Annotated in this window: 21 protein-coding genes; 11 read left to right on the top strand and 10 right to left on the bottom strand. The window is 59.8% G+C overall.

Annotation, left to right across the window (positions count from 1 at the left end; translation table 11 throughout):
- Positions 1-16 precede the first annotated feature (16 nt).
- Positions 17-766, top strand: coding sequence for a triose-phosphate isomerase (gene tpiA / locus ACR0C9_RS05250; RefSeq protein ID WP_480581376.1), 750 nt, complete (start codon positions 17-19; stop codon positions 764-766).
- A 15-nt stretch (positions 767-781) separates the two neighbouring features.
- On the opposite strand, the gene ACR0C9_RS05245 is transcribed toward tpiA, so the two are convergent.
- The 6 genes from ACR0C9_RS05245 to ACR0C9_RS05220 form a co-directional block, all read right to left on the bottom strand.
- Positions 782-1,093 (bottom strand): DMT family transporter, encoded by a 312-nt coding sequence (locus ACR0C9_RS05245; RefSeq protein WP_170450956.1) that lies wholly within the window; start codon positions 1,091-1,093, stop codon positions 782-784.
- Positions 1,094-1,231: 138 nt separating this feature from the next.
- Positions 1,232-2,608, bottom strand: a complete 1,377-nt coding sequence (locus ACR0C9_RS05240; protein ID WP_170450958.1) for a TRAP transporter large permease — start codon at positions 2,606-2,608, stop codon at positions 1,232-1,234.
- Positions 2,608-3,285: a TRAP transporter small permease gene (locus ACR0C9_RS05235; protein WP_170450960.1), complete on the bottom strand. Its 678-nt coding sequence runs from the start codon at positions 3,283-3,285 to the stop codon at positions 2,608-2,610. The genes ACR0C9_RS05240 and ACR0C9_RS05235 overlap by 1 nt, the downstream gene beginning before the upstream one ends.
- A gap of 114 nt (positions 3,286-3,399) precedes the next feature.
- The gene (locus ACR0C9_RS05230; RefSeq protein WP_170621739.1) at positions 3,400-4,401 is read right to left on the bottom strand and encodes a DctP family TRAP transporter solute-binding subunit; all 1,002 of its coding nucleotides are present in this window, start codon (positions 4,399-4,401) and stop codon (positions 3,400-3,402) included.
- A gap of 368 nt (positions 4,402-4,769) precedes the next feature.
- Positions 4,770-5,999 (bottom strand): sigma-54-dependent transcriptional regulator, encoded by a 1,230-nt coding sequence (locus ACR0C9_RS05225; protein WP_170450964.1) that lies wholly within the window; start codon positions 5,997-5,999, stop codon positions 4,770-4,772.
- Entirely contained in the window at positions 5,996-7,729 is a 1,734-nt protein-coding gene (locus ACR0C9_RS05220; protein WP_170450966.1) for an ATP-binding protein, read from the bottom strand. Before ACR0C9_RS05220 ends, ACR0C9_RS05225 begins: the two co-directional genes overlap by 4 nt.
- A gap of 47 nt (positions 7,730-7,776) precedes the next feature.
- Here ACR0C9_RS05220 and ACR0C9_RS05215 point away from each other — a divergent pair, with 47 nt between their 5' ends.
- Positions 7,777-8,958: a cytochrome P450 gene (locus tag ACR0C9_RS05215; protein WP_170453043.1), complete on the top strand. Its 1,182-nt coding sequence runs from the start codon at positions 7,777-7,779 to the stop codon at positions 8,956-8,958.
- 148 nt (positions 8,959-9,106) lie between these two features.
- Here the strand turns inward: ACR0C9_RS05215 and ACR0C9_RS05210 are convergent, their stop codons facing one another.
- A complete protein-coding gene (locus ACR0C9_RS05210; protein ID WP_170518306.1) occupies positions 9,107-9,586 on the bottom strand; it encodes an Lrp/AsnC family transcriptional regulator in 480 nt (159 codons plus the stop codon).
- A 144-nt stretch (positions 9,587-9,730) separates the two neighbouring features.
- Here ACR0C9_RS05210 and cobA point away from each other — a divergent pair, with 144 nt between their 5' ends.
- The 8 genes from cobA (at position 9,731) to ACR0C9_RS05170 (ending at position 16,724) form a co-directional block, all read left to right on the top strand.
- Complete coding sequence (gene cobA, locus ACR0C9_RS05205) at positions 9,731-10,507, top strand: uroporphyrinogen-III C-methyltransferase (protein WP_480780538.1); 777 nt, start codon at positions 9,731-9,733, stop codon at positions 10,505-10,507.
- Entirely contained in the window at positions 10,507-10,821 is a 315-nt protein-coding gene (locus ACR0C9_RS05200) for a DUF2849 domain-containing protein (protein ID WP_170518300.1), read from the top strand. The genes cobA and ACR0C9_RS05200 overlap by 1 nt, the downstream gene beginning before the upstream one ends.
- Positions 10,822-10,887: 66 nt before the next feature.
- Positions 10,888-12,552: a nitrite/sulfite reductase gene (locus tag ACR0C9_RS05195; RefSeq protein ID WP_480780537.1), complete on the top strand. Its 1,665-nt coding sequence runs from the start codon at positions 10,888-10,890 to the stop codon at positions 12,550-12,552.
- A complete protein-coding gene (locus tag ACR0C9_RS05190; RefSeq protein ID WP_170450977.1) occupies positions 12,542-13,303 on the top strand; it encodes a phosphoadenylyl-sulfate reductase in 762 nt (253 codons plus the stop codon). The genes ACR0C9_RS05195 and ACR0C9_RS05190 overlap by 11 nt, the downstream gene beginning before the upstream one ends.
- Positions 13,300-13,707: a DUF934 domain-containing protein gene (locus ACR0C9_RS05185; protein ID WP_170450979.1), complete on the top strand. Its 408-nt coding sequence runs from the start codon at positions 13,300-13,302 to the stop codon at positions 13,705-13,707. The genes ACR0C9_RS05190 and ACR0C9_RS05185 overlap by 4 nt, the downstream gene beginning before the upstream one ends.
- A 106-nt stretch (positions 13,708-13,813) precedes the next feature.
- Positions 13,814-14,665, top strand: a complete 852-nt coding sequence (locus ACR0C9_RS05180) for a ferredoxin--NADP reductase (RefSeq protein WP_170450982.1) — start codon at positions 13,814-13,816, stop codon at positions 14,663-14,665.
- A 116-nt stretch (positions 14,666-14,781) separates the two neighbouring features.
- On the top strand, positions 14,782-15,372 hold the full coding sequence (gene infC, locus ACR0C9_RS05175; RefSeq protein ID WP_480626269.1) for a translation initiation factor IF-3: 591 nt from the start codon (positions 14,782-14,784) through the stop codon (positions 15,370-15,372).
- A 110-nt stretch (positions 15,373-15,482) separates the two neighbouring features.
- Positions 15,483-16,724, top strand: coding sequence for an aromatic ring-hydroxylating oxygenase subunit alpha (locus ACR0C9_RS05170; protein WP_480780536.1), 1,242 nt, complete (start codon positions 15,483-15,485; stop codon positions 16,722-16,724).
- 8 nt (positions 16,725-16,732) lie between these two features.
- On the opposite strand, the gene ACR0C9_RS05165 is transcribed toward ACR0C9_RS05170, so the two are convergent.
- Positions 16,733-18,055, bottom strand: coding sequence for an aspartate aminotransferase family protein (locus tag ACR0C9_RS05165; protein WP_480780535.1), 1,323 nt, complete (start codon positions 18,053-18,055; stop codon positions 16,733-16,735).
- Positions 18,052-18,813: a beta-keto acid cleavage family enzyme gene (locus ACR0C9_RS05160; RefSeq protein ID WP_480780534.1), complete on the bottom strand. Its 762-nt coding sequence runs from the start codon at positions 18,811-18,813 to the stop codon at positions 18,052-18,054. Before ACR0C9_RS05160 ends, ACR0C9_RS05165 begins: the two co-directional genes overlap by 4 nt.
- An 89-nt stretch (positions 18,814-18,902) precedes the next feature.
- Here ACR0C9_RS05160 and ACR0C9_RS05155 point away from each other — a divergent pair, with 89 nt between their 5' ends.
- Complete coding sequence (locus ACR0C9_RS05155; protein WP_170621730.1) at positions 18,903-19,802, top strand: MurR/RpiR family transcriptional regulator; 900 nt, start codon at positions 18,903-18,905, stop codon at positions 19,800-19,802.
- Positions 19,803-19,849: 47 nt separating this feature from the next.
- Here ACR0C9_RS05155 and ACR0C9_RS05150 read toward each other — a convergent pair whose 3' ends face one another.
- Positions 19,850-20,641 (bottom strand): FAD binding domain-containing protein, encoded by a 792-nt coding sequence (locus ACR0C9_RS05150; RefSeq protein WP_170450992.1) that lies wholly within the window; start codon positions 20,639-20,641, stop codon positions 19,850-19,852.
- Between the last annotated feature and the right edge of the window lie 91 nt (positions 20,642-20,732).

The following is a 20,732-nucleotide window of genomic DNA, read 5'->3' as shown; positions in this document are numbered from 1 at the left end:
GCAGGGAGAGTTCGATATGCGGCGCAAGCTGGCGGCTGGAAACTGGAAAATGAACGGAACCGGCGCAGCGCTTGCCGAGCTTAAGCAACTTGCGGCCAAGCACCCCTCGCCTTCGGTCGATATTCTGATCTGTCCCCCGGCCACCCTGTTGCACCGCGCCGCCGAGATGGTTGAGGGTACTGGCGTCTCGGTCGGCGGGCAGGACTGCCACGCAGAACACTCGGGCGCGCATACCGGTGATGTCAGCGCCGAGATGCTGCAAGACGCCGGTGCCACGGCAGTCATTCTGGGCCATTCGGAACGGCGCGTGGATCATGGCGAGCAAAACGAAGACGTGCGCGCCAAGGCCAGATCGGTCATGGATGCAGGCCTGAAAGCCATCATCTGCGTCGGCGAAAGCCTCGAACAGCGCGAGGCCGCCAACACATTGGACATCATCGGCGGGCAGATGTCGGGTTCGATCCCGGACCAGTCAACCGGCGAGAACCTGATCGTCGCTTACGAGCCGATCTGGGCCATCGGCACCGGCAAGGTTCCGACGCTGGAAGAGATCGGTGAGGTCCATGATTTCATCCGCGCCCGTCTGGAACGCCGTTTTGGCGAGGGCGTCGGCCGCTCGGTCCGGTTGCTATATGGCGGTTCGGTCAAGCCGTCCAATGCGACCGAAATTTTCGGTGTTTCGAACGTAGACGGCGCGCTGGTCGGCGGGGCCAGCCTGAAAGCTGCGGATTTCTCGGGCATCATCGAGGCGCTGGAAAGCGTCTGAGCCGGGGCCGCACAATCAGGCCAGCTTCATCGTCACGATCCCGGCAATGATCAACGCCGCTGCCAGCAGGCGCATGGGCGTCAGCGCCTCACCCAGCACCGTGACGCCCACCAGAAACGCGCCAACCGCGCCGATGCCGACCCAGATCGTGTAAGCAGTGCTCAGCGGCAGATCCCGCATCGCCAGTGACAGCAAACCAAACGAGCCGATCATGGAAATCCCCATGATCGCGGTTGGCAAAAGCCGCGTGAAACCAGCGGATTGCTTCATCGCACCCGCCCAGACAATTTCGAGAATTCCGGCAAAAACTAGCATGATCCATGCCATGACATGACCCCTTGTCAACGCGGGTCGTCCCGCATGATCTGCCCGTGGTGGGGAGGTCGTCCTCTGACCCCGAGATAGGCATCCCTGCCCCGGGTTCAAGTGTGTGGCCGGGCGAAACGCCGCCCGGCCACCAAATCGCTAGTTTGTTATGATCTCCGGCCCCATGACCGAGTTCGGCAGGAAGGTCGAAATCCACGGGATATACGTCACCATGATCAGGAAGACGAACAGCACCGCCAGGAACGGCAATGCAGCCCGCACGACGCTCATCATCGGCATGCCTGCCACGCCGGACGTCACGAACAGGTTCAACCCAACCGGAGGCGTGATCATCCCGATTTCCATGTTCACCACCATGATGATGCCCAGATGGATCGGATCGATGCCCAGCTCGATCGCAATCGGAAACACCAGCGGGGCGACAATGACCAGTAGCCCCGAAGGTTCCATGAACTGACCACCGATCAGCAGGATCACGTTGACTACGATCAGGAAGGTCACCGGACCCAGACCGGCAGACAACATCGCCTCGGCAATATGCTGTGGGACCTGCTCGTCGGTCAGCACATGTTTCAGGATCAGCGCGTTGGCGATCACGAACAACAGCGTGACGGTCAGTTTACCAGCCTCGAACAGCGTATGCTTGGTGTCAGGGTGAAAGAACGCGGTGACCAGCGCATGCGGTTTCTTGAACAGTGGAATATTCGCCGTCCCCTCTTCCGTACTGAGCGGCCCCATGTCCTTGTAGACAAAGCTGGCAATCAGGAAGGCGTAAACAGCGGCCACCGCTGCGGCCTCGGTTGGTGTAAAGATACCACCGTAGATGCCGCCGAGGATGATCACGATCAGGAACAATCCCCAACCGGCCTCGCGCGCCGAGGTGAAAATCTCGCCCCAACCCTTCCAGTCACCTTTGGGCAGGTTCTTCACCTTGGCCATAACGTAAATGGTGATCATCAGCATCAGACCGGCCATCAGGCCCGGAATGACACCCGCCAGAAACATCCGCCCGACCGAGACCTCGACGGCTGCCGCGTAGACAACCATCACGATCGAGGGCGGGATCAGGATGCCCAACGTCCCCGCGTTACAGATCACACCGGCGGCGAATTCCTTGGAATAACCCACCTGACGCATCCCGGCGATGACAATGGAGCCGATGGCCACAACGGTCGCCGGGGACGACCCGGACAACGCAGCAAACAGCATACAGGCAAACACGCCCGCAATCGCCAGACCACCGGGCAGATGCCCCACGCATGCAATCGAGAACCGGATGATCCTCCGTGCCACCCCACCCGTGGTCATGAAGGACGAGGCAAGAATGAAGAACGGGATCGCCAGCAGGGTAAAGTGCCCCTCGAACGCCTCGAACAGCGTGCCCGCGACCGAAGCCAGCGAACTGTCGGAATAAATCAGCAGGAACAGGGTCGAACTGAGGCCAAGCGCCACCGCAATCGGAACCCCGATCAGCAGCAGGCCGATGACCATCGAGAAAAGAAGTACAACGTCCATCAGTCATGTCCTCCCTGCTGCGCGCGCACTTCTTCGATCTCGTCCTCAACCTCGTGGCTGGCGACCAGACGGTCCGTTTCACCGCGCCAAATCTGCAGGGCAACCTGCGCAAAGCGGATCACCAGCAGCAGCATCGACAAAGGCAGGATGAAATACGGAACGACCTTGGGCAGTTTCTCGTAATATTCGCCATAGTTGATCAGGTCTTCCAGGAACCGCAGCGGTGCGATCATCGGAATATCGTCAACTTCATAGAAACTCTGGCTGCGGGCGTCGAAATTGAACCCGGTCGGGAACCAGCGACCCGATGTGGGCGGCAGGTCAGCAAATACCGCCCAGTAATCATAGGCACCCTTGAGCAACAGCAGCGAGAACACCAGACAACAGGCCACGGCGATCAGCGCCAGGATCCGACGCGGCGCGGGGGCCAGCATGTTCAGGATCGCATCGACCCCCAGATGAGCGTGTTTCTTGACCGCATATGACGCGCCCAGCAGCACAAGCCAGCCGAACATGAACACCGTCAGTTCCAGCGCCCAAAGAATGTTCGAGTTAAAAAAGAACCGGGCGATCACATTGGCAAAGGTCACGGCCGTCATCAGGCCCAGCAGCAATGCAATCACGGTCTCTTCGATATGGTCGACCAGCCCAGCCGGGCCGGATTTCGCACCAGACATCTTTCTGTCCCCGCATTTTTCGTGATGAGAGTAACTTGCGGCGGGCCTTTGAAGCGGCCCGCCAAGGCCGCGCGTCGTTAACTCCCCAGTCCCCGGACGCGCGGCCTGACCGGATCAGAACCCGGCGTTGATGGCCTGTGCGGCGTCGATCTTGTCCTGCCCCACGTCACCGGCGAACTGATCCCAGACGGGCTTCATCGCATCAACCCAGGCCTGACGCTGTTCGGGGTTCAGTTCACGAATGATACCACCCGCGTCGGTGATCGACGCTTTGGCTGCTTCATTCACGGCAAAGGCTTCCTTGTTCCGGGTTTCGGTCACTTCGTCCATGATGGTCATGAACTGGTCACGCACCTCGGGGTCCAGGCTGTCCAGCCAATCCACCGAGGTCACGACCAGATAATCGATGATGCCGTGATTGGTCTCGGTAATGCCGTCCTGCACCTCGAAGAACTTCTTGCCGTAGATGTTCGACCAGGTGTTTTCCTGCCCGTCCACAACGCCCTGTTGCAGCGCGCCATAGACTTCCGAGAACGCCATCTTCTGCGGGCTGCCACCGATCGCTTCCATCTGCGCAACCAGCACGTCCGAGGACTGCACCCGGAATTTCAGACCATCCGCATCCGACGGATCAACCAGCGGCTTGTTCGCCGACATCTGCTTCATGCCATTGTGCCAGAAGGCCAACCCCTGCAGGCCACGGCGCTGCATGCTGTCCTTCATCGCCTGACCATCGGCCGAGGCCTGGAACGCGTCCACGGCATCGATGTTCTTGAACATGAACGGCAGGTCGAACAGGCGGAACTGTTTGGTGAACTTCTCAAACTTCGACAGCGACGGCGCGGCCAGTTGCACGTCGCCTTGCAGCATCGCCTCAAGCACCTTGTCGTCATTGTAGAGGGTCGAGTTCGGATAGACCTCCATACACATCACGCCGTTCATCTCGTCATTTACACGCTGTTCCAGCAGCGAGGCAGCGATACCTTTCGGATGCTTGTCGGTGTTCGTCACATGCGCGAACTTGACGACGATTTCACCGTCGTCGCACGCCGCAATACCCGCCGAGGCGGTTACCGCCAATGCCAGAGCCGTCGCGGCTGTTGTCAAAACTCTCATCTGTTCTCCTCCCAGACTTCAAAACATTCCATCAGATGCCACAGGGGCACCGCATGCCGGGCAGTGAAGCGAATCAAATCTTACCGCACAACGTTTTGATTCCGGGGATGAAGGGTCGTTATTTATATAATAATAACCGATACTTAAATTATACCTTTCAGGCACGTATTTTATCACCCAGCCAAGGGTGTGCGGAAATCCGCACAGCGGAAAACCAAGATGTGCGGAAATCCGCACGGTTTTCGAATCACCGGTCCAGAATCAATCCCTTTGCCCCATCACACCCACCGCAGCCCGCGCCAGCGGGCTGCCCGGCCCAACAGCTTTGACCGGATGAAAATGCGGGCAAAGCTGGCGGGAGTGTCTGCTTATCTGCGATAATCCTCGGGGCGGATCTGATACCGCGCCAGCTTGTCATAGAACGTCTTGCGCGGCAGTTTCAGTGCCTTTGCCGCGTTCGAGGCTTTGCCATTGTGCCGCCCCAAAGCCGCAATCAACAACGACCGTTCGACCCGCGCCATCTGATCGCTCAACCCAAGTTCCGCGGCCTGAGCGACATCCTCGGGCATGCCCAACACAAATCGCATCGCTGCAGACATCAACGACCGTGCATTCCCCGGCCAATCGCGCGCCATCAACGACGCCAGATGGTCCGAGGTGATCTCGGGCTCGGGGATACCGGCCTGTTCGGCGGCTTGCGCCACATAGTGACGAAAGATGACCGGGATATCCTCGGGTCGCTCGGCCAGAGACGGAATGCGCACCTGCATCACGTCCAGACGATAGAACAGATCGGCGTTGAAACGCCCCTCGTCCGACAGCGCAGCCAGATCCGCTGTTGTTCCCGCAAGGATCCGGGCATCCGTACCCTGTTCAATCCGTTCCAGAGCCGCATATTGCGTGGCCTGCGGCATTGCCGAGATCTCATCCAGAAACAAGGACCCGCCCGCAGCATCCTCGCACCCTTGCAGTAGCTCCTCAGCAGTCAACGCGGATCCCGCGCGCTTCACAAAGGGACCCTGTGCAACAGGAGACATCAGATGCACAACTTCGGCCACCTTGGACACCCCGCTGCCCGGCGGCCCTGTCACCAAAACCTCGGCCCCGGTTGGGGCAACGTTTCGCACCCGCTCGCGCAACGCCTCGGCCTGTGGTGACAGGCCGAACAACAAACGCGCTGCGGGATCGCCGCGCTCAAGCTCGGACTTCAGTGCACGCTTTTCCATGACCTGCGACCGCTGCGCAAAAGCGCGTTCAAGCACCACCAGCAGATCCGAGGCCGCGCAGGGCTTTTCCAGAAAATCAAACGCCCCCTGCCCCATGGCCTGCACCGCCATCGGAATATCCCCCTCACCGGTCAACAGAATCACCGGCAGTTCGGGGTCCACATCGCGCGCATAGGTCAGAAGATGAAAACCGTCACGCCCCGGCATCCGAATGTCCGAGACGATGACACCGGGAAAATCCGCCCGGATATGATCCTTTGCCGCAACAAAGGATCCTGCCGGAACCGGCGTGAATTCGGCCAGTTCCAAAGTCTGCGCCAGCGCCTCACGCACGGCGGCATCGTCATCGACCAGAAGGACCCTGCGTGTCATGCAACCTCTTCCTCTCTGAAATACTCAAGCTCGACAGTGAATACCGCGCCGTTTTCGGCGTTCGCACCGCGAATATTGCCGCCAAAACTCTGCACCAGCCCGTAAGAAATCGACAGGCCCAGCCCCATGCCTTCGGACGAGCCGACGGATTTGGTGGTATAAAACGGCTCGAACAATTTGTCGGGGTCTTCGATACCCGGCCCGCTGTCGCGTATCGCCACAACAACGCGATCTCCGGTTCCAATCTCGATCAAGATACGCTTGTCTGCCTGCCCGCTCATCGCGTCGATGGCGTTGTTGATCAGGTTCACAAAGACCTGCGCCAAACGAACCTCACCGCCCCACGCATTCACCGGATGGGTCGGTGGGGTCCAGTCCAACGTTACCCCTTCTTCACGCAATCTTGCCTCTGTCAGTTCAATCGCCGATTGGATCACCTGAACCAGATCGACCTTGCCCATAGGCTCGCTTTCGTTGCGCGCAAAGGCCCTCAGGTTCTTGATGATCCGCGCCATGCGCGCGGCCATTTCCGAGATACGGCCAAGGTTTTTTCCGGCCTTTTCACCCTGCCCCCGCTCCATGAAGGCTGCACCATTGTCGGCGAACTGTTGAATGGCCATCAAGGGCTGGTTCAATTCGTGACTGATGCCCGCCGACATCTGACCCAATGCGCTTAGCTTACCGGCCTGCACCAAATCCGCCTGAGCTTGCTTCAAGGCGGCTTCCGCCTCCTGCCGCTCGGCCACTTCGCGCCGCAGGGCCGTGTTGGCTGTCGTCAGGTCCCGTGTTCGCTTTGCCACGCGGCCTTCAAGCACGGCATTGGCTTCGGCCAAGGTCCGCCGCCGCTCGGTGGCCAGAAACAGCAAGGCGCCAAAGGCCAGACAGATCGCGGCCACGGCCGCCGCCTGCAACCCGGCCAACCGCCGCGCCGGGGCCACATCCACCAGCACCTCGGCGGTCATGTCGATCACCGGCAGATCAAGCGTCAGATGCAGCGCGTGCTGCGGCAGGTAACGGCCCCAGTTCAACCGCCATAACTCGTGCCCGCCAACCCAGGACGAGGCAAAATCGACTGGCGCGCCCTCGGGCGGCGTCAACCCCCGCTGCCCGTCGGCGCGGTACCAGAACAACAGATCGGACCGGTTCGAGATAAAGACGACGCCGTTGTGATCAACAAAGAAAACCGCTTCGGTACTGCCGCGCCAGGTCTGTTCGACATCCTGAACATCTGCGAACACCATCAAGGCCCCTACGACCTGTCCGGCTGGACCAAAAGCCGGGGCCGCGTAGGAATAGATCCTGTTTCCGCTTTCGGTTTCGACACCATGCGCACTGCCCATCGCGCCCTGCAATGCACGCTCAAACGCGGGATGCCCCGCCATGCTGCGTTGCGCAACTGGCTGGGCCGAGGCCAGAACGCGGCCAGTTCGATCCAGATACATCATGTTGACCGCAGCTGTCTTGTCGGCCACATCCAATAGCACCTTGCGCGCCTCTTGCTGCTGCTGGGACGTTTCCAGCGCGGCCAGCGTCGGGTGACCTGCCATCAGAACCGCAAGCTCCTGATAGACCTGCATCTGAGTGCTCAGCCGGTCGGCGGCAAGCTCCAGATCGGCTTCGGCCTTTTCACTCAGCTGCGACAGCGCCTGCCGATACCCGTAGGACCAGACACCTGCCGACAATAAACCGACCGCGATCAGGAAACCGCAAATGACCCAAAACCTTTGCATGACATAGGGTCTTGCATTCACGCCGCCTGATGGCAAGTCTGCGCCGCATGAAGACCGTCTCTCAATCTCCGACCGATCCGGGTTTCGTTCAGGACCCCTATCCGTTCTATGACACAGCCCGCGCGCATGGAGATCTGGTTTATTGGAGCGACTACAACATGGTCGCCGCCGTTTCGCACAAGGCGGTCCACGCGCTGTTGCGCGACCGCCGCTTTGGTCGCGAAATCCCTGCTGAGCTTGCAAAACCCGGCCCGGATCACCTGGCCCCGTGGCTGGCGGTCGAGGCTCATTCGCTGCTTGAGACTGAACCACCCCGCCACACGCGGCTGAGGGCTTTGGTCACACGGGCCTTCACCTCGCGCGCCATTGCCGCCTTGGCCCCGTCGATCGAAACCCTGTGCCATGACTTGATTGATCAGTTTCCGGACCGGCCCTTCGACTTACTGGATGCCTATTGCACGCAAGTTCCTGTCATAACGATCTGCCGCCTGCTGGGGGTGCCCGAAAGCATGTCCCCCGACCTGCTCAGATGGTCCCACGACATGGTCGCGATGTATCAGGCAAGCCGCACGTCAGAGACTGAACAGAACGCAGCGCAATCCGCACAGGATTTCACCGCCTTTCTAGACGGTTACATCCAACAACGACGCACCGACCCGCGTGACGACCTGATCACCCGCCTGATTGCGGCAGAAGAAGAAGGCGACAGGCTGTCAACCGATGAACTGATCGCCACCTGCATCTTACTGCTCAATGCAGGGCATGAGGCGACGGTCCACTCACTTGGGAATGGTGTAAAAACCCTTCTTCAATGCGGTCTGGGCAGCAGTACCCTCGGGCCGGATGCAATCGATGGCACTGTGGAGGAGATCCTGCGCTTCGATCCGCCCCTGCATATGTTCACCCGCTATGCCTATGAAGAGGTTGAGGTTTTTGGCCATTCCTTCAAACGCGGCGATCAGGTTGCGCTGTTGCTGGGTGCCGCCAACCGGGACCCCGAGGCATGGCCGGACCCGCATATCTTCAATCCAAAGCGTCCGGTCAAAACAAACTCAAGCTTTGGCGGCGGCCTGCACTTTTGCGTTGGCGCGCCCCTGGCCCGGCTCGAGATGCGCATCGCTCTGCCCATCCTGTTCGACAGATGCCCCAATCTGCACCTGACCGAGCCGCCAACATACTCGGACAGCTACCATTTTCACGGCCTTGAACACCTAATGGTTCTGGCCTAAAGCCTAAAATCAAATCGCGCGTTCCGCGCGATGCCTCCGGCGGGGATATTTTTAGCCAGATGAAGTCTGGATCCCCTGTTCATCTGGCTGGAAATATCCCGGGGGAGTCGCCCCGACAGGGGCGGCGGGGGCAGCGCCCCCAACCCCCTTAGGTGCTGGCCAAGGCGTTCAAGGGAAGCATGGTCGTGGACTTGATCTCTTCCATTGACAGCAATGCGGTGACGTTGTGGACACGAACCTCTGATATCAGAGACTGGTAAAACTGATCATAGGCGCGGGCATTTTTAACCCGTACTTTCAGAATATAGTCGATGTCCCCTGCCAGTCGGTGTGCCTCTTGCACTTCGGGTTGATCCCGAAGGGCTTTCAGGAACTTACGCTGCCAGTCGGCTTCGTGCTCGGATGTGCGGATCAGAACAAAAAAAGTGGCCTCGAACCCCAGCGCTTCGGCGTCCAGCAATACCGTTTGCTGACCAATGATTCCGGCGCTTTTGAGCTTGCGGATTCGATTCCAAACCGGGGTCTTGGAACTGCCGACCCGGGCTGCTATTTCGTCCAGCGACTGGCTGGCATCGCGCTGCAGCTCAGCCAGAATTTTCCGATCCGTATCGTCTATCCGCACCGACATTCCATTTTTCCTTCAGTTTCGAAACGCTCGTCCCAAACAGGTCGCTTAAGAAGACGCACGTTCTTATTTATTCCGCGATATGGCGGTTTGGTGGGAATATTTCCTATATTGTAGGGCAAGTCAAACCAAGCTCTGGACGATCTGATGCAGCTTACGAACGAAACAGGACGCACAGGACATGTCGACTTTGTCGGCGCTGGTCCCGGTGATCCGGAATTGCTGACGCTCAAGGCCCTGAAAGCCTTTGAGCGCGCGGATGTCGTTCTGCATGACCGTCTCATCGGCGAAGACGTCCTGACCCTTGCCGGGCAAAGCGCGCATCTGGTGGATGTTGGCAAGGCTGGGTTCGGCCCGTCATGGAAGCAAGCCGATATTGACGCACTGCTGGTCGATTATGCCCTGAAAGGCAACCGCGTTGTGCGTCTGAAATCCGGCGACCCCACCGTGTTTGGGCGGCTGGACGAGGAAATCGAAGCGGTTGAGGCTGCTGGTATCTCGTGGCGCATCGTTCCCGGCATCACTGCGGCCTCTGCAGCCGTTGCGGGCATCGGTCAAAGCCTGACCCGGCGTGGGCGCAATTCCTCGGTCCGGTTTCTGACCGGGCATGACATGAAGGGTTTCGCCGATCACGATTGGACCGCTCTGGCGCGCGAGGGATCGGTTGCCGCGATTTACATGGGCAAGAAATCCGCCCGTTTCATCCAGGGTCGCCTGATCATGCACGGTGCTGATCGCGCCACCCCCGTAACACTGATCGAAAACGCCTCGCGCCTGGATCAGCGCATTGTGGCAAGCACGCTCGATCAACTGCCCACCGACCTGAGTGCCGCCGAAATGGACGGCCCGGTTCTGACATTCTATGGCCTTGCCCCGCGCCAAGCGGCCGAGGCCCTGACCGAATTCAATAAGGAGCTTGCCTGATGGCCCGCGCTTTTACCCCTAAAGTTGTCACTGCAAATGACCTGCTGGAAGGCGACGTGATCTACCAGACCGAGGATGACCGCTGGTCGCGCGATCTGTCCGAGGCCGAGCTGATCACTGATGAAGCCCATGCGCAGGTCCGTCTGCTGGACGCCGCCCGACAGGCCAACAAGATCGTTGGTGCCTATCTTGCCGATGCAGCCGCTGGCGCACACGGCCCCGAACCCACCCATTTCCGCGAGGAGTTCCGCCGCACCGGGCCCTCGAACTATGCCCATGGCAAGCAGGAAACTGAAACGCAGCCCCGGGCCTGACTTCCGGCCCCTCTTCCTCTCCCCAAAGGCCCCAAAGTTCGGGGCTGCAACTAAGGACAGCTAGATATGTATCGCTACTCCGAGTTCGACACAGCATTCCTGGCAGAGCGCAACAAACAGTTCCGCGCGCAGGTCGAGCGTCGTATTGACGGCTCGCTGACCGAAGATGAATTCAAACCCCTGCGCCTGATGAACGGCCTGTATCTGCAGCTGCACGCCTATATGCTGCGGGTCGCCATTCCCTATGGCACCCTGAACAGCGCGCAGATGCGCCAACTGGCCTTGCTGGCCGAGAAGTGGGACAAGGGCTATGGCCATTTCACCACCCGTCAGAACATCCAGTATAACTGGCCGAAACTGAATGACGTGCCGGATATGCTGGACGCGCTGGCCGAAGTTGGGATGCACGCCATTCAGACCTCGGGCAACACGATCCGCAACGTGACCGCCGACCATTTCGCCGGTGCCGCCGCGGACGAAATCGCCGACCCGCGCCCCTATGCAGAACTGCTGCGCCAGTGGTCGACCGACCACCCCGAGTTCCAGTTCATGCCGCGCAAGTTCAAGATCGCTATCACCGGGTCCGAGAATGACCGCGCTGTGATCAAGGCGCATGACATCGGCCTGCAACTGGTTGAACGTGACGGCATTCTGGGTGCTCGCGTCATCGTGGGCGGCGGTCTGGGCCGTACGCCGATGATCGGCAAGGAACTGTCGGAATTCGTCGCCTTTGACGACCTGCTGGCTTACCTCGAAGCCACCGTATCCGTTTGGAACCAGATCGGTCGCCGCGACAACAAGTACAAGGCGCGTATCAAGATCACCGTGCATGAGCATGGCATCGACGCCATCCGCGCCAAGGTGAACGAGCGCTTCCTGCAGGTCCGCCCGCAGTTCAAAGGCGCCGACATGAACCTGCTGGACGAGATCAAGGGCCACTTTGCTGCCCCTGCCTTCCGCGAAGGTTCGGTTGCGTCGTTCGAAAGCGCCTATACCAACGATCCGGTCTTCCGCTCGTGGGTCGACACAAACATCGCACCGCACAAGAACGCGGACCACGCGATTGTCACGATCTCGATCAAAAAGCACGGCGCCACTCCGGGCGATGCGACTGCCGAGCAGATGCGCGTAATGGCCGATCTGGCCGAAGAGTTCGCCTATGACGAGCTGCGCATCAGCCATGAGCAGAATGTGATCCTGCCGCATGTCCATAAATCGGACCTGCCTGCGATCCACGCGAAGCTGAAGGAATACGAACTGGCCACCGCCAACATCGGCCTGATCAGCGACATCATCGCCTGCCCCGGCATGGATTACTGCGCGCTGGCGACGGCCCGTTCGATCCCGGTTGCGCAGGAAATCGCGACCCGTTTTGACGAGCTGAAGCTGGAGCACGATATTGGCCACCTGAAGATCAAGATCTCGGGCTGCATCAACGCATGTGGTCACCACCATGTGGGCCATATCGGCATCCTTGGTCTGGACCGCGCTGGCGTCGAAAACTACCAGATCACGCTGGGTGGTGACGCGACCGAAACGGCCGCCGTTGGCGACCGCACCGGTCCGGGCTTTGCCTATGACGAGATCGTGCCAGCGGTCGAACGCATCGTGGACACCTATCTGAACCAGCGTGAGAGCGCCGAAGAAACCTTCCTGGAAACATATCGCCGCGTCGGTATGGCTCCGTTCAAGGCGGCCCTCTACCCCGAGGCTCAGGCGAATGCCGCTTGACCTTATCCAGACGGAACTGGGTGCAGACAGGCGCGAACTGACCGACAAGGTTGACGCGCTGAACAACCGGTTCCGCCACCACAGCGCCCATGATGTCATGCATGGCGCAATCGAAGAGATCGACGAGCTTGCTCTGGTCTCAAGCTTTGGGGCGGAATCGGTGGTGCTGCTGCATATGGCGGCGGTGGTCGACAAGATGACCCCTGTGCTGTTTGTGGATACGCAGATGCTGTTCACCGAAACGCTGGAATACCAGCAGGAGGTCAGCGAGCGTCTGGGCCTGAAAAACGTTCAGATCATCCGCGCGGATGATCAGGAGATTCAGCGGGAAGACCCCTATGGCGCGCTGCGCCTGCGGGATACGGATGCGTGCTGCAACCTGCGCAAGACCTTCCCGCTGCAACAGGCATTGACCGGGTATTGCGGCTGGATTACCGGGCGCAAGAGATTCCAGTCCGGTACCCGCGCCGCGCTCGATTTCTTCGAGGTCGAGGACGGAACAGGCCGGATCAAGGTGAACCCGCTGGCCCATTGGGCGCCCGAAGATGTGCGCGCCTATATGGAAGAAAACAACCTGCCCCGGCATCCGCTGGTGGCCAAAGGATACCCATCGATCGGCTGTGCGCCCTGCACCTCGCCGGTCAAAGAGGGCGAAGACCCCCGCGCCGGGCGCTGGCGCGACCAGAACAAGGAAGAATGCGGCATCCATTTTGTCGACGGCAAGATGGTGCGCGCCGGAGAGAAAACATGAACGTAATCGTAACGGATGAGGGGTTCGCCCCCGACGACTGGACCGACGGCTTTGTGACCCTGGAAGACGCCGCGAATGATGTTGTGGCGCTGGATGTGGCCTCGGACACCGACCCGGATGAGCTGATTGACCGTTTGGGCAGCGCAAAAATGGTACGCGTGGACTTTCCGTCCTCGGCGGATGGGCGTGGGTTCACCATCGCGCGCGTGCTGCGCCTGAAAGGCTTTACCGGCCGTCTGCGCGCCAAGGGGCACGTTCTGGCCGACCAATACGCCATGGCCCGCCGCAGCGGGTTTGACGAGGTTGAAATCGACAACGCCTTGGCGACCCGTCAGCCCGAAGATCAGTGGCTGGCCCGCGCCGACTGGAAAGAGAACAACTACCAGGCCCGCCTGCGCGGCTAAGACCGCCATCGCCAGCTTGTGAAGGAAGGGGGCAAACTGTCCCCTTTTCCTGACTTGGATCAAAGATTAAACGGAGATGTCGGTTTACCTCACCGGCAGTGAAACGATGACAGAGATGAAACCCGTGAGTGAAGCAACCGCCGTAAAGGCCCCCGTACTGCCCGACGCGCAGACTGTGACCGATGTGAAGCATTGGACCGACAGCCTGTTCTCGTTCAAAGTGTCGCGCCCTGCGACGCTGCGGTTCCGCTCGGGCGAGTTTGTGATGATCGGCCTGATGGGCGACCCCGACCCCAAAACCGGGCGTCAGAAACCTCTGCTGCGCGCCTATTCGATTGCTTCGCCTTCGTGGGATGAAGAGCTGGAGTTTTACTCGATCAAGGTGCAGGACGGCCCGCTGACCTCGAAGCTGCAGCATATCAAACCCGGCGATCAGATCATCCTGCGGCCCAAGCCCGTCGGCACGCTGGTGCATGATGCCCTGCTGCCCGGCAAACGTCTGTGGTTCTTTGCCACCGGCACCGGCTTTGCGCCATTTGCCTCGCTGCTGCGCGAGCCGCAGACCTATGAGGACTATGATGAGGTCATCATCACCCACACCTGCCGCGAAGTGGCCGAGTTGGAATATGGCCGCCAGCTGATTGAAAGCATTCGTCAGGACGAATTGCTGGCCGAACTGATGGGCGAAGGCTTTGCCGACAAGATCCGCTACTACCCGACAACAACGCGGGAAGAGAGCCCCAAGATGGGCCGCATTACGGAACTGCTGAAAGACGGCACCGTGTTTGCCGATCTGGGCATCGAAGGCGGCATCAAGCCCGAAACCGACCGCGCGATGGTCTGCGGCTCGCTGGCCTTCAACCTGGACATCAAGGAAATCCTGGAAGAGTTCGGCCTGCGCGAGGGCGCAAACTCGGAACCCAAGGAATTCGTGATCGAAAAGGCATTTGTCGGCTGATCGACACGGCTGGCTGGGCCTTTCCTGACCCGGCCAGCCGATTCCCGCGATAATTCACGGGAATTTCCGACTTACAGGCGTTTATGCTGCTTGAAACGCTGCCCGGCCCGGTCTAAATTCCGGGCTCGAAATTCTGCAATCATCAAAGGAATGAACCCATAGCTCGCAGACCCCACAACGCGCCGCCGCAAAGAGATACCGGACCGCGCGTCAACGACAAAATCCGTGCCCCCGAAATCCGCCTGATTGGTGCTGAAGGTGAAAATGTCGGGGTGGTTCATCCCGCCAAAGCCATGCAACTTGCCGCCGATGCCGGCCTCGATCTGGTCGAGATCTCGCCCAACGCGAATCCGCCGGTCTGCAAGATTATGGACTTTGGCAAGTACAAGTACGAAACGCAAAAGCGCGAAGCCGAGGCCCGCAAGAAACAAAAGATCATCGAGGTGAAAGAGGTCAAGTTCCGGCCCAACACCGACACGCATGATTATGACGTCAAGATGAAGAACGTCTTCAAGTTTCTGGAAAAGGGCGACAAGGTCAAAGTCACCCTGCGGTTCCGCGGTCGTGAGATGGCGCACCAGAACCTGGGGCGTGAACTGCTGGAACGCGTTGCCGAAGACATCAAGGATATCGGCAAGGTCGAGAACATGCCGAAGATGGAAGGCCGTCAGATGATCATGATGATCGGCCCGCTACCGCAGAAATAGTCCCTGCAAGCAATCCCAATTCGAACCCTGTCAGAGACGATCTGGCAGGGTTTTTTCGTTCACCTGAACGTCATAGAACGCGATTTGCATCCCATCGAGATAATCCGCACATGCTGAAAGCCGGAAAGCGACAACTGGTCGATTTCAGACGCTCTGATTTCGACGCCGCCTTGGCGCAATCCGGAAAGATGTGGATCGGGGTTTGGCTCAATCCGAATGCGACGGATCCTTGGGAGGCTACGATGGGTGAAATGTCTTTTGCCGGCGGCGTTTATCAGTCGCTTCCATCGCAGGCCTATTGCGACGAGGCCGTGTTTGCCACCGAACGCAGCCGCATATTCAGACGCGCGTGGCAACTGGTTGGCCATGTAACCGACCTGCCCAACCTTGGGGATTACGTAGTCGAGGATATCAGCGGCATCTCGGTGATTGTGGTCCGGGGTCAGGATGGTGAAATCCGCGCTTTCTACAATGTCTGCGTGCATCGCGGGCATGAATTGCAAAATGGCAAGGGCTGCGCCAAAAAGATGACCTGCCCCTATCACGCCTGGACCTACGACACGACCGGTCAGCTGCGCGCCGCCCCAAATGCCACTGCCTTTCCCGGGTTCGACAAAAGCCAGTACAAACTGCGCCCGGTGCGGATTGAGGTCTTTTTTGGGCTGATCCTGGTCAATCTGGATGCGGATGCACGCCCGATGGCCGAACTGGCACAGGAGGCGCTTGGCGAGATTTCGGACTATGCCCCCAACCTGCCCACCTACCAGCGCGCCGATCGCACGGAACGCTTGGCCAGTGCGAACTGGAAGGTCGTGGCCGAGAATTTCAACGAATGCTACCACTGCGCCGTCGTGCACAAGACCCTGACCACAGGCGTTGTCGACCCGGATCAATACCAGACGCGCGGTCACGATTACGGCATTCGCCACGCCAGCCCGGCCCGGCCGGATTCCCAGAAATCCTATGAGTATGTGGCGGACCCCGCTGCGCGCACGGACAAATTCTTGACCTGGTGGTTCTTTCCCCTGTTCGCGCTGCAGGTCTATCCCGGTGGCATCGTGAACACCTATCGCTGGAAACCGCTGAGCGTAAACTCCACCAAGATCGAGGTCGACTGGTGGCTGCCCGACGCCACCCCCAACACGGTCGAGCGCGAGATCATCCTGCAACACCGCACCACCACCTTTGCCGAGGACGGCCCGATTGTGGATTCGGTGCAACGCGGATTGGAAAGCGGTGCCATCGGTCACGGCGCACTGGTGGTGGACAATGCCTGCTCGTCTCAGTCAGAGCATCCGATCATGGCATTCAACGCGCATTATCAGAAGGCCATGCAGAACACGGCCCTCTGACCCCTTTTTCAGACCGGAAGCGTCGCATCGATGGCTTTCGCCAGTTTTGAAACCAACTCGTCAATCTGCGGCTCTTCGATGATGAAGGGCGGTGCCAGCAGGATGTGATCGCCGTTCTTGCCGTCGCGGGTTCCCGACATCGGGTAGCAGATCAGCCCCTCGGCCATTGCCGCCTTCTTGATCTTTCCGGCCACACCATGCGCCGGATCGAACGGGGTCTTGCTGTCCCGATCCGCAACCAGTTCGATCCCCCGGAACAGGCCACGCCCGCGAATATCGCCCACATTCGGGTGCTGGCCAAAGGCAGCTTCCAGCGCCGATTGCAGTTTCTCACCCATCACACCGGCGCGCGCGGGAAGATCTCGCCCGGTCAGTTCGCTAACAACCGCCAAAGCCGCCGCCGTGGCCACCGGATGGCCGATATAGGTATGCCCGTGCTGAAAGAAGCCAGAGCCGTTCTGAATGGCCTCATAGATCCTGCCCGTGCACAGCATCGCGCCAATCGGTTGATAGCCAGCCCCTAACCCTTTGGCGATACATAGAATATCAGGTGCCGCCCCGTCATGATCGCAGGCAAACAGATGCCCGGTCCGCCCCATGCCGCACATGACCTCATCCAGGATCAACAGCACACCGTACTGATCGCAGATTTCACGAATGCGCTTGAAATACCCGTCCACCGCCGGAACAGCGCCCAGCGTCGCCCCGACAACCGGCTCGGCCATGAACGCCATGACCGTTTCGGGACCAAGCCGCAGAATCTCGGCCTCCAACTCATTGGCGACACGTTGGCCGTAGTCAAAACTGCTCTCACCCTCGGGCTTCTCGGCATATTCATAGCAGGGCGCGATATGGGTCATCTCGATCAGCATCGGCGCAAATTGTGCCCGCCGCCAGGCATTGCCGCCCGCCGACAAAGCCCCTAGCGTATTGCCGTGATAGCTTTGCCGCCGTGCGATCACGTGGCGGCGCTCGGGCTGGCCGATCTCAAGGTAGTATTGCCGGGCCAGCTTGATCGCGGCCTCGGTCGCTTCGGACCCGCCCGAGACAAAATACACCCGATCCAGATCACCCGGAGCATGCTCGATCAGCAAATCCGCCAGCGCCTCGGCAGGTTCCGAGGTCATGAACCCGCTATGCGCAAAGGCAATCTGTTCGACCTGCTTTTGAACCGCTTCGATAACGGCAGGATTGGAATGCCCCAAACAGGACACCGCCGCATCGCCACAATCCAGATAGCGTTTGCCATCGGCATCAATCAGGTAACACCCCTCGCCCCCCGCCGCGACGGGAAGAGCAGCCTTGGTGTGGCGCGGAAAAACATGGCTCATTTCGAAACTCCCTTGATCAAAGACACCAGCGCCGCAACCGACGCCGCATTGTCAGCCCATGGCTGACCGTCAGAATTCGTCAGGCTGTTTTCGAACCCGACCCGCAGATCACCGCCGCGCTGCGCGGCCTTATGCAAGCACGCATGTTCACGCGGCCCAAAGGCGCACACCATCCAAGGTGAGCGATCCTGCGGGAACTGATCAAGATCTTCGGGCGACGACACCTGACCGGTCGAATAGCGTCCCAGCACCAAAAGGCGATCCTCCTGCCCGTCCCGGACAATGCCTGCGCGCTGCCATTCGGTCAGCAATGCCGCATCCTCAGCATCATACAGAATATGCTGAACGCGCGTCCCCTGATCTTGACACAGCCCATAGACACGATCCGCCATCTCGGGCGCCCGCGCGATCTCACGCACCGAGACCGATGCCCAACCGGGCCGCACCTGTCGCAAACACCCATACTGGGCATCGACGCCATAAATGCCCGCAGCCTCGGTCGTGATCTGAATGTCAAGATCGGGCACCTGCTTTTTCAGTTCCGCGACGGCTTCGAGATACCGCCCTGCATCCAGCGAATGTTGCCCGTGCGCATCCCGAATATGAAGATGCAAGCCATCTGCCCCAGCCTCACGACACGCCCGCGCGGTTTGGACCGTCTCTTTCAGTGTAACTGGCAGGTGCGGGTGATCCACATGCCCGCGCCGCGCGCCATTGGGTGCGACGAGGATGTAAGGTTTGTCAGGCAGGTCGGTCATCGGTTGCTCCGTTAAACACAAAGCCGATCTATCCATGCCCCGGACGTTTTCAATTGGAAAATTTAAAAACATATGTTTTCTTTCACACCATGACCGACACCCTCAACCAATTGACCAACGCTCTCAGACACGAGATCGACCACATGCCGGCGCAATTGCAGGCGGCGGCCAAATACGTGATCGACCATCCCGGCGACTTTGGCCTCGACCCGATCCGCGTCACAGCCGAGAAGATCGGCGTCAGTTCAAACGTCCTTGTGCGCCTTGCCCAGCGTATGGGGTTTGACGGCTACGACGCCTTCCGCCACCCGTTCCGGCAAGCTCTGGTCACGGACGGAGAGGACCGCCTGCATCAGGACTGGCTGTCACGCCAAGGGGCAGACGGACCGTTCAGCGCAGCCCAGGCCGATTTCGCCCGCAACGAGTTAAATGTGGCTACAAGATCACTGCGGTTGATGGACCCCGGAGACGTCAAGGACGCGACCAACCTTATTCTGAACGCGCAGCGCTGTTTCATCACCGCGACGCGGGCCAGTTACGCCCTGGCTTACTATTTCCACTACGCGGGCCGCATGGCGCATCCCGGCCTGCAACTGGTGCCACGGCACATGGGCTCTGCCACTGACGATCTGCTGGACGCGGACAGCAACGATTGCCTGCTGGCCATGACCGTGCGGCCCTATTCGGCAGAAACCATCCGCACCATGCGCTTTGCGGCAGACAAAGGGGTCCGGATCATCCTGATCTCGGACAGCGACGTGATCGCGCCGGGATTGCGACCCGATGTCAGCTTACAGATCAGCACGCGGTCCATGCACCATTTCTCCAGCTTTTCCGGGGCCATGGCCGTGCTGGAATGCCTTCTCAGCCATCTCTTCGCCGCAGGTGGCGAGGACGCCCGCCGCCGGGTCGAAGCCTATGAAAAGGCTCGCGAGGATACAGGCGCCTATTGGCAGGCCCCGAAACTGCCCAGAATACGCAGCACATAAAAAGCCCCGGCGCACAGGCCGGGGCTTTCCAGAAAAATCTGCCCGCTTCACATACAGGCTTCAACGGCCCGCTTTGTCATCACCCCAACCAGATGCGCCCGGTATTCCTTGCTGCCATGCAGATCGGCAATCATGTTCATCGGATTGACCTTCAGATCCATCAACGCATCCGGACGGAATGCAGTGTTCAGTGCCGCCTCGGCCTCGTACCACCGGAACACACCATCCTCGCTGGCCCCAGTTATGGCAACACGGACACCATCCGAGAACCGCGCCACAAACACACCGACCAGAGCAAAGCGCGAGGCAGGTTGCAGGAACTTCTGATAACTCGCCGCCTGTGGCACCGGGAACCGGACCGATGTGATGATCTCACCCTCATCCAGCGCCGTGCTGAACATACCGTCAAAGAAATCATCCGCCGCGATCTGGCGCGTATTGGTCACAACCGTTGCACCCGATCCCAATACACCAGCCGGATAACACGCCGCCGGGTCGTTATTTGCAATCGATCCTCCAAGCGTGCCACGATTTCGCACCGCCGGATCACCGATCTGACCCGCCAGCGCCGCCAACGCCGGATAGTTTCCCGCAGCCTCGCGCGCCACCACCGCATGCGGTGTCGCCCCGCCAATAGCGACCGAGCCGTCATCCTCGATGCAAACCCCCTGCATCTCGGCAATCCCGCTCATCGACACCAGTTTGGACGGCGCAGCCAACCGCTGTTTGAGGGTCGGAATCAGCGTCTGCCCACCCCCCAGCGCCTGCGCATCTTCAGACCCTAACGCAGCCACCGCATCAGCGATGGTCGAGGGCTTCTCAAACTCGAAATTGTACATTTCGTCTTCCTTTCCGAAAGGCGCGGATCCGCCCTTCATCTGGCTGTAAATATCCCGGGGAGTCGGAGGGGGTGGCCCCTCGCACCCCACG

The organism is Ruegeria sp. C12 (assembly GCF_056537745.1).
Note: the sequence above shows the minus strand (reverse complement) of the source record. Positions and strands in the feature narration are given on the sequence as shown.

Excerpts from the sequence above, each read along its gene's own strand:
- tpiA (WP_480581376.1), top strand. The coding sequence starts at position 17 with ATGCGGCGCAAGCTGGCGGCTGGAAACTGGAAAATGAACGGAACCGGC.
- ACR0C9_RS05245 (WP_170450956.1), bottom strand. The coding sequence starts at position 1,093 with ATGGCATGGATCATGCTAGTTTTTGCCGGAATTCTCGAAATTGTCTGG.
- ACR0C9_RS05240 (WP_170450958.1), bottom strand. The coding sequence starts at position 2,608 with ATGGACGTTGTACTTCTTTTCTCGATGGTCATCGGCCTGCTGCTGATC.
- ACR0C9_RS05235 (WP_170450960.1), bottom strand. The coding sequence starts at position 3,285 with ATGTCTGGTGCGAAATCCGGCCCGGCTGGGCTGGTCGACCATATCGAA.
- ACR0C9_RS05230 (WP_170621739.1), bottom strand. The coding sequence starts at position 4,401 with ATGAGAGTTTTGACAACAGCCGCGACGGCTCTGGCATTGGCGGTAACC.
- ACR0C9_RS05225 (WP_170450964.1), bottom strand. The coding sequence starts at position 5,999 with ATGACACGCAGGGTCCTTCTGGTCGATGACGATGCCGCCGTGCGTGAG.
- ACR0C9_RS05220 (WP_170450966.1), bottom strand. The coding sequence starts at position 7,729 with ATGCAAAGGTTTTGGGTCATTTGCGGTTTCCTGATCGCGGTCGGTTTA.
- ACR0C9_RS05215 (WP_170453043.1), top strand. The coding sequence starts at position 7,777 with ATGAAGACCGTCTCTCAATCTCCGACCGATCCGGGTTTCGTTCAGGAC.
- ACR0C9_RS05210 (WP_170518306.1), bottom strand. The coding sequence starts at position 9,586 with ATGTCGGTGCGGATAGACGATACGGATCGGAAAATTCTGGCTGAGCTG.
- cobA (WP_480780538.1), top strand. The coding sequence starts at position 9,731 with ATGCAGCTTACGAACGAAACAGGACGCACAGGACATGTCGACTTTGTC.
- ACR0C9_RS05200 (WP_170518300.1), top strand. The coding sequence starts at position 10,507 with ATGGCCCGCGCTTTTACCCCTAAAGTTGTCACTGCAAATGACCTGCTG.
- ACR0C9_RS05195 (WP_480780537.1), top strand. The coding sequence starts at position 10,888 with ATGTATCGCTACTCCGAGTTCGACACAGCATTCCTGGCAGAGCGCAAC.
- ACR0C9_RS05190 (WP_170450977.1), top strand. The coding sequence starts at position 12,542 with ATGCCGCTTGACCTTATCCAGACGGAACTGGGTGCAGACAGGCGCGAA.
- ACR0C9_RS05185 (WP_170450979.1), top strand. The coding sequence starts at position 13,300 with ATGAACGTAATCGTAACGGATGAGGGGTTCGCCCCCGACGACTGGACC.
- ACR0C9_RS05180 (WP_170450982.1), top strand. The coding sequence starts at position 13,814 with ATGACAGAGATGAAACCCGTGAGTGAAGCAACCGCCGTAAAGGCCCCC.
- ACR0C9_RS05170 (WP_480780536.1), top strand. The coding sequence starts at position 15,483 with ATGCTGAAAGCCGGAAAGCGACAACTGGTCGATTTCAGACGCTCTGAT.
- ACR0C9_RS05165 (WP_480780535.1), bottom strand. The coding sequence starts at position 18,055 with ATGAGCCATGTTTTTCCGCGCCACACCAAGGCTGCTCTTCCCGTCGCG.
- ACR0C9_RS05160 (WP_480780534.1), bottom strand. The coding sequence starts at position 18,813 with ATGACCGACCTGCCTGACAAACCTTACATCCTCGTCGCACCCAATGGC.
- ACR0C9_RS05155 (WP_170621730.1), top strand. The coding sequence starts at position 18,903 with ATGACCGACACCCTCAACCAATTGACCAACGCTCTCAGACACGAGATC.
- ACR0C9_RS05150 (WP_170450992.1), bottom strand. The coding sequence starts at position 20,641 with ATGTACAATTTCGAGTTTGAGAAGCCCTCGACCATCGCTGATGCGGTG.